Source organism: Mycobacterium sp. Soil_C_30, from assembly GCF_057656995.1.
In genome coordinates this window covers 179,847-194,677 of sequence record NZ_JBDGJH010000004.1, presented here as the reverse complement: position 1 = coordinate 194,677, position 14,831 = coordinate 179,847, and the positions used below count along the sequence as shown (strand labels likewise).

Sequence of the window (14,831 nt, the reverse complement as noted above, 5' to 3'; positions counted from 1 at the left end):
TGTCCCCGAGTCGATTTGGTTCCCTCATCGAAGTCTTTGGGCGGTGCGTATCGCGTCGTCGCAGGCGGCCGCCACCGCGATGCTGCGGCCGGTTGCGTTCTGACAGCCGATGCTGATGCGCACATCACCGTCGACGAGCACCGTCCACAGGATGTCGCGCCCGGGCCGGATCTCGCGGTAGGTGACCGCCGCCCGGCCGGCACGGTGGTCGGCGGGGTTGAAGTCGACGAAGGTGCCCTGGGGTTCGGCGTCGACCGCACGCCGTAGTGCGGTCGCGGTGGCGGCCAGGTCCGGATCCACCAGCCGGGACTGGGTGATGTGCACCATCGCGTCGCTGTCTTCCGGCGAGATGACCTGCACGCGCGCCGATCCCGGGCCGGAGGTGATCCTGCGAACGATCCAGTGGGCGGGGATCTGCAGGGTGACGCTGCCTTCGACCAGCGCGGCGACCGGCGTGGGGGCCGCGCGTTCGCGACGCTCCCCGGGTGCGACGACGACGCCGGCCGCCAGGATGACGGCGGCGAGCGCGACGGTGAACAACACCGCCGGCCAACGGATCCGTCGCACTTCCCTGGCCTCGACGGGCCCGGGCTGGGGCGTCGAGCGCACGAGTGTGGTTGCTGCCCAGAACAATTGCCGGTCATCCGAGCTCCGGACCTGGACCGAGTGGCATGCCAGCGCCGCTTCGACCGCCGCGGCGACCTCGAAGGCGCCGGCGACCTGTGCCGGGGTGTCGATGACGACGGGCCCCTCCCGCCCAGCCCCGAGAACGGTTTCGGCGACGCGACGCGCCACCGCATCGGGCGCGCAGATCCGCTGGTGCACGGCGACGGGCAGGCCGTCGCGCAGCACCAGGACGGCGTGCGGCGCGATCTCCACGACAACGGCGCGGGGATGCCGGTGCCCGAGCACCACGGAACGCGACATCAGTTCCGCATCGGCGTCCAGGCCCGCCACCGCGGCGCTTACCGTCTCGATCCGCGGCGCGGTCCACCACGAGGGGTGGATCAGCACCGCGCGGTCAGCGCCGGCGAGTAGCGGTGCCAGGCTGTCAAGCCACACCCGTTGCAGTGGGGCGGGTTCATCGCCGACGAGCACACAGCGCCCGTCCCCGCCATCGAGGGCCGCCTGCACCAGGGCCACCCCGGCGGGGTGCGCCTCGGGTGGGTCGCCGGGCAGCCGGGCGATGGTAGCGGGCCCGACCGCGCAGATCGCCGCGGTCACGCCGGCTCCACCCACGCCAGCTGCAGCAGGTGCCGTCCGGACCGGGTGGTCATCACGGCGCGGCCGGGCCGCAATGGCTGCGGGCGCCGCGCGTCGTCGCCGTGCCCCATCTGCACGGTGACCGCGGCGAGGTCACGCATCGCGGCCGGCACCGGCTCATACAGTGACCGGGCCGTCTCGCGCTGCGCCACCACGAGGCGCAAGCCGATGTCGGAGGCGTGCGGGAGCAGCTCGAGGACAGGTGAGAGCGGATTGCCCGCGGCACCGGCGATGAGGTCATGGTCGTCGACGATCAGGTACACCTCGGGGCCGGTCCACCACGACCGCGCCCGAAGCTGCGCTGCGGTGACATCCGCTCCGGGGATGCGGCCGCGGAGCAGGGCCGCCAGCGTCGCGACCACGTCGGTGCACTGCGCGGCGGTGGCCGCGTATCCCGCCACCCGGTCCGGGTGGTGTTCGGCGAGCAGCGTGCGCCGGGGATCGATCAGGTACACCTGCGCTGCCGATGGCGCGGTAGTGCGGCAGATCTCGCGGTAGAGCAGGCGCAGTACCGCGGTCTTGCCGCACCCGGGATCGCCGGACACCAGGAGCAGCGGATGCTCCGCGAAATCGATTGTCACCATGGAGCATTCGTCGCCGCCCACCCCCAATACGGGTAGCGGGGGTTTCGGCATCTGGTGATAGTCGAGCTGGTCGGGCAACAGCCGCACCTGGGGTGCTCGCGGCCCGTGATGTCGAGCCGCCAGCGTGGCGGTGGCCGCGTTGACCTGCTCGGTGAGCCCTGCACTGCTGGACACGCCGTCGAGCCGGGGTAACGCCACCAGCATGGGCGCCCCGTCCGGCGCCAGACCACTACCGGGCCGGTTCGCCGGCACGGCGCGGGCGCGGGCGCGGTCGATCTCCGAGTCCACCGGATCGCCCAACCGCAGCTCGAGGCGAGTGCCGATCTGGTCTTTCAGCGCCGGCCGGATATCTGCCCACCGGGACGCCGACAGCACCACATGCACGCCGAAGGACAACCCGTCGGCGGCGATCGCGGTGATGGCGGAGTCGAGCCCGTCGAACTCCTGTCGCACGGTGGGCCAGCCGTCGACGACCAGGAACACGTCGCCATACGGATCCTCTGACCCGGCCGGCCGTTGCCGTCGGTAGTCGGCCATGGAACCGATGCCGCGAGCACCGAACAGGGCCTCGCGGCGTCGCAGCACGGCCGCGACATGCGCCACCGTGCGGTGCACCAGATCGGGCTGCTGCCGCCCCGCCAGCGCGCCGATGTGCGGCAGCTGCGCCATCGCGGCCAGGCCGCCGCCGCCGAAGTCCAGGCAGTACAGCTGCACATCTGCCGGACTGTGGCGCGCGGCCAGCGCCAGCACCAACGTCCGCAACGCGGTGGACTTCCCCGATTGTGGCGCCCCGACCACCGCGACGTTTCCGGCCGCCCCGGACAGATCGAGAACCACCGGTGCATAGCGCTGCTCGAATGCCCGGTCGGACATTCCGATCGGGATCACCAGAGGCGCAACTGGTTCCGCCGTCAGGCTGTCCAGGGTCGGTGATTGCGTCAGCGGCGGCAACCACACCCGGTGCGCCGTCGGCCCGGAACCGGCCACCCCGTCGAGGACAACCTCCAGGACCCGCCGGTCGGTGGCACGGACCGCAACCGGCCGCACCACACCGACCTGCGCGCAGCTGAACACCGCCGGCGCCTGCGGCGACTCCACCACCACCGGTGCCCTGCTCGCGGGCGCCGGCCCAGAGACATGGGCGGCCTGGAAGCGGACCGGATCGGCGGCACCGACCTTGAGGTAGGCCGCGCCCGGGGTGGTGGGCAGATGGTGGGCGTCGGGAACACCGATCGCGATCCGCGACTCGTTGGGGGACAGTGTTTTCAGGCAGATACGGTAGGAAAGATGCGAGTCCAGACCACGCAGTCGACCTTCGTCGAGGCGCTGGCTGGCCAACAGCAGGTGGACGCCCAGCGATCTACCCAGCCGTCCGATCGCCACGAACTGCTCGATGAACTCCGGGTGCGAGCTGAGCAGTTCGGAGAACTCGTCGATGATCAGGAACAGCGCCGGCAGCGCCGGAAGATCGGGACGGGACCTTCGCTCCTGCGCGTAGGCCGTCACGCCGGCCAGGTTGCCCGCCGACCGCAGGAGCTGTTGGCGACGCTGGATCTCGCCTCCGAGAGCGTCCTGCATGCGGTCGACCAGATGCGCCTCCTCCGCGAGGTTGGTGATGACCGCACTCACGTGCGGGGCACGCTCCAGGTCCAGGAATGTGGCCCCACCCTTGAAGTCGACGAGGACGAGGTTCAGTTCCTCGGGTGAGTGCCGGGCGATCATGCCGAGTGCGACCGTACGCAACAGTTCTGATTTACCCGATCCCGTTGCCCCCAGGCATAATCCGTGTGGCCCCGCACCGCCGAGTGCCGCCTCGTTGATGTCCAGATACAGCGGTTCGCCCTCTTCGGTGGTGCCGATCGGGCAGCGCAGCCGCGAGCCGGACCCGTCGAGCAAGCCCAGCCAGTCCGGGCGCTCGTGGGGCTGCGGTGCGCCGCAGTGCGCCGCGAGGCGACGGGCACACGTCGCGGCCGACAGCAGGGACAACGCGTCGGGTTGCACCACGGGCAGGTCCGGACTCGGCGAGGCGCCGGTGATGCAGATGGCCGCCACCTGCGGGCCACCCGGACAGTTCCCGGTTTCCACACCGTCGATGACGAGCACCGTGATCCGGTCCTCCGGCGTGGCAGCAAGCGCGGCGCTGACTGTCCGGAACGTCAGCCGCCGCGGACCGGCAGCATCGGCCATCAACGGATCCCGATGATGCGGAAGCCATTTCAGCCAATCCCACTGGTGCCGCTGTCCACCGCCGGTCACCGCGACGATCGCCACCTCGGCCGGGCTGTGGAAAACGGCGAGCTGGCACAGCATCGCGCGCGCCAACGCACGGGCAGCTGCCTCGTCGCCGCCGAGTCGCAGCAGCGGCGTCTGCCGCAAGTCCACGGTCACCGGGACGTCCTCCAGGACGGTGTGCGCAGTGAGCAGTCGCTGTAGCGCCGCAGTTGTCACCGGATCGACCTCACCACTGTCGTCCTGCTGTGGCGCGACCGGCCGGGTGGTCGCCGCCACCTGCCCTCGGCCCACCCTGATCCGGCAGAACGACACGTGGCCGGGGTCGCGCTCCCACTGCCGCGGTGTCCCCGCCAGCTGCCACAACTCGTCGGGCTCGGGGTGCTCGACTTCCGCCGAATTCCGTTGTGCGGCCGCGGCGTCCCCGAGTTGTGCACCGATGTCATGAAGGTAGGCCAGGTAGCGGCGGCGGGCGGCGTTCATCTCGGCCGTGCCCTGCCTGCCGGCACCCTGGGCGAGACTGCCCAAAGCCGACACCACCAGCACCGCGGGGAACATCAAGAACATGGGACTGCTCACCAGCGGCGAGCCGGCCGCGTAGACCGCGGCCACCATGGCCGCCGTGATCACCAGGGTGAGGATGGGGATGAGCCGGCTCTGCATGGCGGTGGGCGTCGCGGTGGGCACCGCGGGCGGTGCCGCCACCGGGATCTCGACGTGCATTGGCCCTCCCCGCCGATAGCAGCTGCGATGTGAGTGCGGACGCTAAGCAGCCGCGCGCCGCTTGGCAATTCACCTGTGCACAGCGGTGTACGGCCGGCACGCGGGCGTGCTTACAGTCCCGGGCGTGACTCGCGTTGTGGTGTACACCGGCGGTGACGGCATTGATCTGACCCTCCCCGGTGACGTCCCGGTGGCGGTGCTGCTGCCGGCGTTGCATGACCTGCTGAGCGAGGTGGGGCTGCATCCCAGCCGCGGGGGCGCGCTGGCGCCGATCGGGCATGGACCGTTGGATTCATCGAAGACACTGCAGCAGAACGGTGTTCGCGATGGATCAGTGTTGATGCTGCGGACGGCCGGGGTGGCGCATCGTGCGCCGGTGGTGATCGACCCGGCGGTGGCCGTCGCGGCTGCGGCCGGGCAGTCCCACCCGGCGGGCCCGCTGGCGATCCGCCGGGTCGGAGCGGTGGTCGCGACGGTGATGGCCGCCCTGACCGGTGTTCTGGTGGTGCCGGGCGGACCGGGTCTACCCGATGTGTTGCTGGCGTCGGCCGCGGCGGCGGTCACCGCTGTGGTCTCGGTGCGGGTGGTCGGCGATCCTGCAGGTGCCGGGTCCGCGACGGCGTGGGTGGCGGCGTTGTGTTCGGTGGTGGCCCTGGTGGGAACACTCGGCGGGCTGAGCGTGGCCACCAGTGGTGTCGCGCTGGTGGTGGTCTCGCTGGCGGTGCTCAGCTGTGCGGCCCGGTTGGTGGTCCGGGTGTCCGCGGGCGCGGAACCCGCTGTCCTGCATCGCCGGCTGGCGGCCCTGACGGCGGGGGCGGCGGCGGGTGCTGCCCTGGGCGTGGTCGCCGTCGCCTGCGCACAGCCGGGGTGGGCCGCGTGTGTGTTGGGCGCCGTGGTGGCGGCTGTCCTGGCGCTTCGCATCCGGGCCCATCGTCAGGCGCTGTCGGCATTCGCATTGGGTGGTGGTGGAATGGTCTGCGCCGCAGCTGTTTTACTGCGACTGGGGGTTCAGGTTCCCATGGTGTCCTGCCTGGTCGCCGTGGTGCTCGGCGTCGCGGGCCTTCTGCTTGCGGTGTCCTCTGGTCGAATCCCGGTGTCGCCGGTGACCGACCGGGTGCTCAACGGACTGGAACTCGGGTTGCTGGCCGCGGTGACACCGTGGGGATGCTGGACCGTGGGCGCGTTCGGCGGGCTGCTGCCGTGAGGGCGGCGGCCAGCCTCGCTGTCGTCACCCTCGCACTGTCGGCCGCGGTGCCTGCCGCCCACGCCGTGAGTCCGCCCGTGGTGGACGCGGGCCTGTTACCCGCGGCCGCAGCACCGGCACCGCCACGACCCAGTGTGCAGCGGGAGCCGTGTGCCACTGTGCCGGTGGCGGCCAAACCCCGTTCCGCGCCTGGGTTCTTCGATGTCACGGCGGTCCATCAGTTGTCCCGCGGCCAGGGTCAGCGGGTCGCTGTCATCGACACCGGTGTGGCACGGCATCGGCGGCTCGCCGAAGTCCACGCCGGAGGTGATTACGTGTCGACAGGTGACGGGACCCAGGACTGCGACGGCCACGGCACGCTGGTTGCCGGAATCATCGCCGCCACAGCCGATCTCGACGACCCGATGGGATTCTCAGGCATCGCTCCGGCCGCCGCCATCCTGGCGATCCGCCAGTCCAGCGCCATGTTCACCGCCGCCGACTCCTCTGATACCGGCTCCGGCGATGTGAACACCATGGCCATGGCGGTACGGACGGCTGCCGACCTGGGCGCCACCGTCATCAACATCTCCACCGTCGCCTGCGCCGCCGGCCCGCTGGACGACCGCGCCCTCGGCGCCGCGCTGGCCTATGCCGTGGATGTCAAAGACGCCGTGGTGGTGGCCGCCGCGGGGAACATCGGCGGTGCGGGCAGGTGCCCCAGACCGCCGGAGGACAGCGAATCCGACTGGGAGACAACCACGGTGATCACCAGCCCCGGCTGGTATGACGATTACGTACTGACCGTCGGATCGGTCGGTCCGACGGGTGCGCCGTCCGATTTCAGCCTGCCCGGTCCGTGGGTGGACATCGCCGCACCCGGCGAGCAGGTGGTGTCGTTACATCCGAGTGGCAGCGGCGTGGTCGATGCACTGCCGGCGTTCGGCCGCACCATGCCGATATCGGGGACCAGTTACGCCGCGCCGGTGGTCAGTGGTGTCGCCGCCCTGGTGCGGTCCCGCTTCCCGGAGCTGACGGCACGGCAGGTCATGCAACGTCTCGAGTCGACGGCACGCCCTGTGTCGACGGGTTGGACCCCGGAGACCGGCCACGGGGTGGTGGACCCGGCTGCTGCACTGAGCGCCGAAACGCCGCCCGCTCCGGTACCGCTGCCGGCACCCCGGAGTATCGCCGCACCGACACCGCCTCCGCCCACGTCGTCGAACGGCAGGGCGGCGGCCACCGCGGTGGCCGGGACCGGGCTCTGTGTGGTGCTGCTGACCGGAACCGCTGTGCTGGGCAGGCTACGGCGACCGGGTGGAGATGGTGTCGTGGGCGGTGAGGGCGGCTGACCGGCTCAGCGCCGGGCCCTGCGGCAGCGCCTCGAGGACGGCGCGCGGGACCGCGGTGGGCGCGGGCAGGGCCAGCACCCGCGCGGTGTCGGTGTCCGCGACCGGAAACCGAGTGCCGAACTCGGTGACCAGCCAGCCTGCGCCCGAACCTGTTCCCTCGGTCAGGTGGGCCGACCGGCCGGCCGGCAGGTACACCGCATCGGTTCGGGGTCCGGCGCCGTCGGCCTGCGCCAACTCGACCGGCATCTGCGTCGCCTCCAGTGGAGTCGGCCCGGACAGCACATCGACGCTACCGTCGCGCCATGATGCGCAGACCCCGTGCTCGTCACCACTGACCGCGCCGATCCGGTCGGGGAAGCCGGCCACCGGCAGCACGCCCAGTTCCGGAATCGCGGCCAGCGAGGCCGGGGCAATGGAGGTGACCGAGGAGGCTCGCCCGGCTGCCCGCAGGACGTCCGCGGCCACCTGCCCGATTCGTTGGATCCCGCCGGCCAGCACCACATAGAACTGCGCCTCGCTCGCCCCGCGCACCTGCACCACGTCACCGATCATGAAGCCGGGCAGGGCTGCCGGCCCCGGCGCGCCGAGGGCCGGTATCTGCGGGGTACGGATCGGCGCCACTTCCGGCACCAGTTCCAGTAGTGCCCGCGACACGAGGGCGGGGCGGATACCCTCGGCGCCAAGCGCTCTGACGACACCGGGGTCGGTGAGGTCCACCCGGGCCCGCCGGCCGTCGTACACCAGGTAGACCGTGCCCGACGGGCCGGCCACCAGAACCCCGTGGTCCGGCGCGAGCGGCCTCGCGGTGGAGCTCAGAGCCCCCGCGATCAGCGTCGTCGCATTGTGGTCACACACCGTCCACCCCGAGTCGGTCAGCGGTTCGCCGATCTCGGACGGGGCGCCCGGAATGCCCAGCAGCACACCGCGGGCGACGCCTTCGAGGGCCGCCGCAGTGACCTGCTCGGGCACATCGGGGGTCCCGGTGATCAGCCGCGCGGAGGTCAGGTTGAGAACCGGGTGCACGACGTCGTCGACACGCACGTAGAGCGCACCGCTGCCGCGCACCACGACCATGCCGGCGTCACCCCAGGTGGGCGCCGGCCGCAGCCCGGCCATGACCGTGCACAGGACCACCGCCACCGCCGCCGCGCCCGCGCCTGCCACAAGCGAAAGCCATTGCGAGCGAGGCGAATTGTCGTCGGTGTGGATGTCTGCGGCCAGCAGCGCGCGTTCCATCCGGTGCACCAGGAAGCGCTGCGCGCTGAGCTGCAGCCGTTTGGACGGTCGTGCCATTGCGCCACGCTATGGCGGCCACGCTCGCCCGGGTGTGCGTCCATCCACAGACCGGCGGTCAGTCCTCCTTGGCCCGACGCTCCCGGTAGGCGGCCACGTGCTGCCGGTTACCGCAGTTGCCGGTATCGCAGAACATGCGGGAGCGGTTGCGCGACAGGTCGATCAGCACCGCTTCGCAGTCCGGGGCGGCGCAGGTCTTGAGGCGGCGCAACTCCCCCGCGCGGATCAGGTCGGCCAGCGACATCGCCATCTCGGCGCCCATCCGCTGCGCCAGCGGGTCGTGAATGGAAGCCAGATGGAGATGCCACTCGGGCATCTCGGGATGGCGGGTCAGCCACGGCGCGGCCCTGGTATCCGACAGCAGCGCGTTGACCTGACCGACGGTGCGTTCCTCGTCCTCGGCGACGGCCCAGATCTTGCCCAACCGCACCCGCAACCGGTGTACGTCGTCGAGTTCGGCGTCGTCGTGGTCACGGCGTCCCGTCCATCCCCAGTCGGTCAGGTACCGGTCGAGCGCAGGCTGGTCTCCCAGCTGTTCACCGTCCACCCGATCGGTGTTGACCAATACACAGGCCGCACGCAATGTGAGCTCAGTGTCATGACTGAAAATCATTTGACTCCTGACCTCTCACACCCGTAGCGTCACTACCAAAGTTCATTTTACTCATTACATCCTCGGGGAGGTGGCTCGACATGTTGATGTCCGAATCGACCGGCGCGGCGCGGAGCAGTACGTTCCGGCTCGGTCTGTTGTTTGCGCTCGGCTCGGCATTCACGTTCGGTCTGTCCGGCCCCTTCGCCAAATCGTTGATGGCGGCGGGCTGGAGCCCCACCGCCGCGGTGACGGCCCGCCTCGCCGGTGGCGCGTTGGCCATGGCCGTGTTCGCCACCGTCGTCAAGCCCGGCTGGTTCCGCCAGGCGCTGCAGCACATCAAACCCATCGTGCTCTACGGCCTGATTCCCATCGCGGGAGCCCAGCTGTGCTACTACAACGCGGTCTCCCACCTCTCGGTCGGCGTGGCGCTGCTCCTCGAGTACACCGCGCCGTTGCTGGTGGTCGGCTGGGTCTGGATCGCCACCTCACGACGCCCCAGCAACCGGACCCTCGCCGGCGTGGGCACCGCAGTGGCCGGGATCATGCTGGTGCTGGGCGTGTTCGACGGACTGACGTCGGCCACCGTCAACGTCACCGGCGTCATCTGGGGGTTGGGGGCGGCGATCTGCGCGGCCTGCTACTTCCTGATGAGTGACAACGTCAGCACCGACGGCGACGGACTCGACGCGATCACCCTGGCGGCCGGCGGGCTGATCGTGGGCGCCGCCGCGGTGGCGGCACTGGGGTTGACGGGCCTCATGCCGCTGGCCTTCAGCACCAGCGACGTGGTGGTCGCGGGCTTCACCACCTCGTGGATCGTCCCGGTGATCCTGCTTGCGCTCCTGCCCACGGCCATCGCCTACACGCTGGGCATCGGCGGTATCGCCCGCCTGCGGCCCAGCTTCGCGTCGCTGGTCGGGTTGTCCGAAGTGCTGTTCGCGGTGCTGTGGGCCTGGCTGCTGGTCGGTGAGGCGATGAGCATCACCCAGGCGGTCGGCGGACTGGTGGTGCTGGTCGGTCTGGCGACGGCACGCGCCGGCGACCGCTCCGCTGAGGTGACCGCCGCGACCTGGCCTGACGTGGGCCCGCTGGAGGACACCGACCGCCTGGACCCGAGCCGTCGGGACTGACTGCCGCGAAAATCACACGGCATCCATCTGTCGTGCTGGGCTAACATCTTTGCTGTGACGAGCGACAAACGCACCGTGAACATCTGCAGGGCGCTGGCCGCCGCGCTCGGAGCGGCGGCCGTGGCCATGGCAACGCTCATAGCGGCGCCGCAGACGGTCGTTCCCGCCGCGCAGGCCGAACCGTCCTGCCCGGACATCGAGGTGATCTTCGCGCGCGGCACCGACGAACCGGTCGGCCTCGGCCGCGTCGGCGGGGCGTTCGTCGACTCCCTGCGCGGACAGGTCGGCGACCGCTCGATCGGCACCTACGCGGTCAACTATCCGGCCACCTGGGACTTCCTGGCAGCGGCCGGCGGGGCCAACGACGCCAGCGGTCACATCCAGTGGATGGTGACCAACTGCCCCGACACCCGCCTGGTGCTGGGCGGGTATTCGCAAGGCGCCGCCATCGTCGACGTACTGGCTGCGGTTCCCTTCCCGGCGGTGGGTTTCAACGCGCCGTTGCCCCCGAATGTGCCCGCGCACATCGCCGCTCTCGCGGTGTTCGGCAATCCCACCACGAAAGTGGGGCTGCCCCTTACCGTCAGCCCCGTTTACGGCACCCGGTCGATCGACCTCTGCAATGTCGGCGATCCAGTGTGCTCCGGCGGCAACGACATTGCCGCACACAGCGGTTACGGCCCTGCCGGTCTCACCGCGCAGGCCGCCACTTTCGTTGCGGGACTGGTCTGATGGATTCGGTGGAAACCCGTCGCTGTGTGAGTATTAGCGCCATGAGCGACCGTCCGGAGACCCCGTCACTGTTGCGCCGGATCACCCGTGCCGTTGCGCCCGTCATTGCCGCGAGCATGCTGCTGGTCGCACCGGCCGGGGGTATGGGCACAGCATCGGCCGAACCCCCCTGCCCCGACGTCGAGGTCGTCTTCGCGCGCGGCACCAGCGAAGCGCCCGGAGTCGGCCGTGTCGGAGTGGCACTGGCCGACGCGATCCGCGCGCAGAGCGGACTCAACGTCGGCACCTACGGTGTCATCTACCCGGCGACATACGACTTCTTCGGCGCGGCCGACGGTGCCCGTGATGCCACCAATCGCATTGCGCTGATGTCACAGCAGTGCCCGAACACACGAATCGTGCTGGGCGGCTACTCCCAGGGCGCCGCCGTGGTGGACATGCTGGCCGGAATCCCGCCACTGGGCAATCGGGTCGGCGATGTCGGTTCGGGGCCGCCACTTCCCGGCAATTTGAACGGCAATGTCGCTGCCGCCGCGGTATTCGGCAACCCCTCGGCGAAGTTCGGTGTCCCCCTCAACGGTTCGGGTCAGTTCGCCGGTAAATCGATCGACATGTGCAGCGACGGCGATCCGATCTGTTCTGACGGTCGTAACCCGTTCGCCCACACCAGCTACGAGCGCGGTCCGCTGGTTCCGCAGGCCGCAGGCTTCATCGTCGGCCGGCTCTAAGAACTGACGCGCGCGACGGTTTCGTCCCGGGGCTGAGCTGCACCGCAGGCTATATTGACCACATGGGTCACTTCTGTCACACGCGTGTTCGGCGGGTCCTCGCCTCGACGTGTGCGGTGATCGCCGCCGCCGTGCTTCTGACAGCGGGTCCCTCAGCGCTTCCCGACGGTGCGGGTGCGCTGCCCACCGCCGAGGCCGCGGTATGCCCCCAGGCCGAAGTGGTCTTCGCCCGCGGCCGGGAGGAACCCGCGGGCACCGGCATCGTGGGCACCGCGTTCGTGAATGCGCTGCGGGCCAAGAGCTCGTTGAACATCGGGTACTACCCGGTGGACTACGATGCCGAGATCAGCGTCGACCAGGGCGCCAAGGACATGAGTTCGCACATCCAGTACATGGTGGCCAATTGTCCCGACACCCGCCTGGTGCTGGGTGGCTATTCACTCGGCGCCACGGTCACCGATCTGGTCCTGGCCACGCCCGGGCCGTTCTTCGGGTACAGCAACCCGCTGCCCCTGGGTAGTGACAGCCACATCGCCGCCGTGGCGTTCTTCGGTAACGGCGCCCGCAAGGTCCTCGGCTACCCGGTGTCGGAGTTCCTGCCTACCTACACCCACAAGATCGTGGACCTGTGCAACGCTCAGGATCCGGTCTGTAGCTCGAGCCTGGACGTCAAGACCTGGCCGGACAACTGGGGCGATCACCTGCAGGCCGGCTACATCGATTCCGGGCTGGTGAACCAGGCCGCGCAATTCGCTGCGGCCAGACTCTGATCGAAGAAACCTGGCGGGTTCGGCCCGGCCAAGTACCATGTGCCTCATGCGAGTCGGGCGCGCCATCGGGTCATTGTGTGCAGTCATCGGAGCCGCGGCGCTGTCCTTGGTGGGACCGGCCGTCGTACCGTCCTCATCGAGCGGCCTTCCCACCGCCGCCGCGGCACCGTGCCCGCAGGTCGAGGTCATCTTCGCCCGCGGCCGCGTCGAACCCGCGGGCGCGGGCCAGATCGGCAATGCGTTTGTCAGCGCGCTGCGACAGAAGACCGACAAGAACATCGATCTGTACGCGGTGAACTACCCGGCCGACAACGAGATCGACGTCGGCGCCAACGACATGAGCTCGCGCATCCAGGACATGGCGGGGCGCTGCCCCGACACCAGGCTGGTGCTCGGCGGCTACTCACTGGGCGCCGCCGTCACCGACGTGGTGCTGGCTGTGCCGTTCGGATTCTTCGGCTTCGACAAGCCCCTGCCGCCGGGGATGGACCAGAAGATCGCCGCGATCGCCCTGTTCGGCAACGGCGCCGCCTGGATCGGCCCGATCAGCAACTTCAGCCCGCTCTACAAGGAGCGCACCATCGAGCTGTGCCACGGCGCCGACCCCATCTGCAACCCTGCCGACCCCAACACCTGGCAGAACAACTGGTCCGATCACCTGCAGCCGGCCTACATCAACGGCGGCATGGTCAATCAGGCCGCAGACTTCGTGGCAGGCCGCATCTGACGGAGCGTCATCCCACCAACCCGGTGCGGGTCTTTGGGATGCCGTTCAGCGGCGCCGCACGTCCCGCGTGACGTGAATCCGTTCGGCCAGTTGGTCATCGGGCGGGTAATCGACCCCCACCAGGGTCAGTCCGCGGGCGGGTGCGGCGGCGAAGTCGCTGGAGCGCTTGTCTTCTGAGAGCAGGCCGCCGAGCCAATCGACGGGCCGGCGATGCTCACCGATGGCCAGCAGCGCACCGATCAACGAACGCACCATGTTCCAGCAGAACGCATCTGCGGTGACGGCCGCGGTGATCAGGTGGCCGTCGCGCTGCCAGGACAGTGCCTGCAGGTCCCTGATCGTGGTACCACCCTCGCGGTAACGGCAGAACGCGGCGAAATCGTGCAACCCCAGGAGGTTCTGCGACGCCGCGGCCATCACCTCGACATCGAGTGGCCGCGGCCAGGAAGTGATGAACCGGGCCTGCTGTGGTTCCACCCCGTAGGGGGCCGTGGTCAACCGGTAGCGATAGTGCCTGCGCAACGCCGAGAAGCGGGCGTCGAAACCCTCAGGCGCGCGGACGATATCGCGTACGCGGACGTCCGCGGGCAGAAACCGCCCCAATCTGCGCACCAGGGGCAGGAATTCGGGTTCACCGGGACGAGGTGTGCGTGGATACGCCTGCCCCAGCGCGTCCGTGGGAACGTCGACGTGCGCCACCTGGCCGGTGGCGTGGACGCCGGTATCGGTGCGGCCGGCCACCCGCAGCACCACCGGCGTCCGGAACACCGTCGAGAGCGTCTCCTCGATGACACCGGCGACGGTGCGCTGCCCGGCCTGCGGCGCCCAGCCCGCGAATTCGGTGCCGTCGTAGGCGATCTCGAGGCGCAGGCGGACAAAAGCGACGTGCCCGCCATCGCATTCGATGGCGGGCACGTTCACAGCGTTGTCGCTACTTCTTGTCATCCTCGGCCGGAGCGTCCTCGGCGGGGGTTTCCTCCACAGCCTCGGCCGCCGTGGTGGTGTCCTCGACGACCTCGTCGGTGACGGGGGCGTCGGTGGCCTCCGGCGCTTCATCCTCCACAGGCGAGCTTGTGGTCGCGGCGGCGGCCGCCACCTTCTGCGCAGCGTCGGAACGGCGGGCACGGTTGGCCTCAGAGGTCACCGTCTTCTCCCGGACCAGCTCGATGACCGCCATGGGGGCGTTGTCGCCCTTGCGGTTCTCGACCTTGATGATCCGGGTGTAGCCACCGTTGCGGTCCGCGTAGAACGGCCCGATCTCGGCGAACAAGGTGTGCACGACGTCCTTGTCACGGATCTTCTTGAGCACCTCACGCCGGTTGTGCAGCGAGCCCTTCTTGGCGTGGGTGATCAGCTTCTCCGCGTAGGGCCGCAACGCCCGAGCCTTGGGCTCGGTGGTCTTGATCCGACCGTGCTCGAACAGCGAGGTGGCCAGGTTGGCCAGGATCGCCTTCTGGTGAGAGGACGACCCGCCGAGGCGAGCACCCTTTGTGGGCTTGGGCATTGCGACTGTCTCCTAAAT

The 14,831-nt window shown here is 69.9% G+C and carries 13 protein-coding genes; 7 read left to right on the top strand and 6 right to left on the bottom strand.

Going from position 1 to position 14,831, the window contains the following annotated elements; all coding sequences use genetic code 11:
- Window positions 1-24 precede the first annotated feature (24 nt).
- Window positions 25-1,224, bottom strand: a complete 1,200-nt coding sequence (locus AC3A6P_RS09130) for a type VII secretion-associated protein (RefSeq protein WP_487690933.1) — start codon at window positions 1,222-1,224, stop codon at window positions 25-27.
- A complete protein-coding gene (eccCb, locus tag AC3A6P_RS09125; RefSeq protein ID WP_487690931.1) occupies window positions 1,221-4,799 on the bottom strand; it encodes a type VII secretion protein EccCb in 3,579 nt (1,192 codons plus the stop codon). The genes AC3A6P_RS09130 and eccCb overlap by 4 nt, the downstream gene beginning before the upstream one ends.
- A gap of 124 nt (window positions 4,800-4,923) precedes the next feature.
- On the opposite strand from eccCb, the gene AC3A6P_RS09120 reads away from it, so the two are divergent.
- The gene (locus AC3A6P_RS09120; protein WP_487690930.1) at window positions 4,924-6,003 is read left to right on the top strand and encodes an EsaB/YukD family protein; all 1,080 of its coding nucleotides are present in this window, start codon (window positions 4,924-4,926) and stop codon (window positions 6,001-6,003) included.
- The gene (mycP, locus tag AC3A6P_RS09115) at window positions 5,964-7,334 is read left to right on the top strand and encodes a type VII secretion-associated serine protease mycosin (protein ID WP_487691447.1); all 1,371 of its coding nucleotides are present in this window, start codon (window positions 5,964-5,966) and stop codon (window positions 7,332-7,334) included. The genes AC3A6P_RS09120 and mycP overlap by 40 nt, the downstream gene beginning before the upstream one ends.
- Here the strand turns inward: mycP and eccB are convergent.
- Complete coding sequence (eccB, locus tag AC3A6P_RS09110) at window positions 7,287-8,627, bottom strand: type VII secretion protein EccB (protein ID WP_487690929.1); 1,341 nt, start codon at window positions 8,625-8,627, stop codon at window positions 7,287-7,289. The two genes, mycP and eccB, sit on opposite strands and share 48 nt — an antisense overlap.
- 58 nt (window positions 8,628-8,685) lie before the next feature.
- Complete coding sequence (locus AC3A6P_RS09105) at window positions 8,686-9,240, bottom strand: CGNR zinc finger domain-containing protein (protein WP_487690927.1); 555 nt, start codon at window positions 9,238-9,240, stop codon at window positions 8,686-8,688.
- An 80-nt stretch (window positions 9,241-9,320) separates the two neighbouring features.
- On the opposite strand from AC3A6P_RS09105, the gene AC3A6P_RS09100 reads away from it, so the two are divergent.
- From AC3A6P_RS09100 to AC3A6P_RS09080, 5 genes are all read left to right on the top strand, one after another.
- Window positions 9,321-10,352, top strand: coding sequence for an EamA family transporter (locus AC3A6P_RS09100; RefSeq protein WP_487690925.1), 1,032 nt, complete (start codon window positions 9,321-9,323; stop codon window positions 10,350-10,352).
- A 126-nt stretch (window positions 10,353-10,478) separates the two neighbouring features.
- The gene (locus AC3A6P_RS09095) at window positions 10,479-11,084 is read left to right on the top strand and encodes a cutinase family protein (RefSeq protein ID WP_487691446.1); all 606 of its coding nucleotides are present in this window, start codon (window positions 10,479-10,481) and stop codon (window positions 11,082-11,084) included.
- A gap of 116 nt (window positions 11,085-11,200) precedes the next feature.
- Window positions 11,201-11,812, top strand: coding sequence for a cutinase family protein (locus AC3A6P_RS09090; RefSeq protein ID WP_487691445.1), 612 nt, complete (start codon window positions 11,201-11,203; stop codon window positions 11,810-11,812).
- A 62-nt stretch (window positions 11,813-11,874) separates the two neighbouring features.
- Entirely contained in the window at window positions 11,875-12,582 is a 708-nt protein-coding gene (locus AC3A6P_RS09085) for a cutinase family protein (protein WP_487690923.1), read from the top strand.
- Between the two features lie 37 nt (window positions 12,583-12,619).
- Window positions 12,620-13,309, top strand: coding sequence for a cutinase family protein (locus tag AC3A6P_RS09080; RefSeq protein WP_487690922.1), 690 nt, complete (start codon window positions 12,620-12,622; stop codon window positions 13,307-13,309).
- A 45-nt stretch (window positions 13,310-13,354) separates the two neighbouring features.
- On the opposite strand, the gene truA is transcribed toward AC3A6P_RS09080, so the two are convergent.
- Window positions 13,355-14,254, bottom strand: coding sequence for a tRNA pseudouridine(38-40) synthase TruA (gene truA, locus AC3A6P_RS09075; RefSeq protein ID WP_487690921.1), 900 nt, complete (start codon window positions 14,252-14,254; stop codon window positions 13,355-13,357).
- Window positions 14,241-14,813 carry a 50S ribosomal protein L17 gene (gene rplQ, locus AC3A6P_RS09070; RefSeq protein ID WP_487690919.1) on the bottom strand — a complete coding sequence of 191 codons (573 nt, stop codon included), beginning with the start codon at window positions 14,811-14,813 and terminating at the stop codon, window positions 14,241-14,243. Before rplQ ends, truA begins: the two co-directional genes overlap by 14 nt.
- Window positions 14,814-14,831: the final 18 nt, after the last annotated feature.

Coding starts and splice junctions, on each gene's coding strand:
- eccCb (WP_487690931.1), bottom strand. CDS start 4,799: ATGCACGTCGAGATCCCGGTGGCGGCACCGCCCGCGGTGCCCACCGCG.
- mycP (WP_487691447.1), top strand. CDS start 5,964: ATGCTGGACCGTGGGCGCGTTCGGCGGGCTGCTGCCGTGAGGGCGGCG.
- eccB (WP_487690929.1), bottom strand. CDS start 8,627: ATGGCACGACCGTCCAAACGGCTGCAGCTCAGCGCGCAGCGCTTCCTG.
- AC3A6P_RS09105 (WP_487690927.1), bottom strand. CDS start 9,240: ATGATTTTCAGTCATGACACTGAGCTCACATTGCGTGCGGCCTGTGTA.
- AC3A6P_RS09100 (WP_487690925.1), top strand. CDS start 9,321: ATGTTGATGTCCGAATCGACCGGCGCGGCGCGGAGCAGTACGTTCCGG.
- AC3A6P_RS09095 (WP_487691446.1), top strand. CDS start 10,479: ATGGCAACGCTCATAGCGGCGCCGCAGACGGTCGTTCCCGCCGCGCAG.
- AC3A6P_RS09090 (WP_487691445.1), top strand. CDS start 11,201: ATGCTGCTGGTCGCACCGGCCGGGGGTATGGGCACAGCATCGGCCGAA.
- AC3A6P_RS09085 (WP_487690923.1), top strand. CDS start 11,875: ATGGGTCACTTCTGTCACACGCGTGTTCGGCGGGTCCTCGCCTCGACG.
- AC3A6P_RS09080 (WP_487690922.1), top strand. CDS start 12,620: ATGTGCCTCATGCGAGTCGGGCGCGCCATCGGGTCATTGTGTGCAGTC.
- truA (WP_487690921.1), bottom strand. CDS start 14,254: ATGACAAGAAGTAGCGACAACGCTGTGAACGTGCCCGCCATCGAATGC.
- rplQ (WP_487690919.1), bottom strand. CDS start 14,813: ATGCCCAAGCCCACAAAGGGTGCTCGCCTCGGCGGGTCGTCCTCTCAC.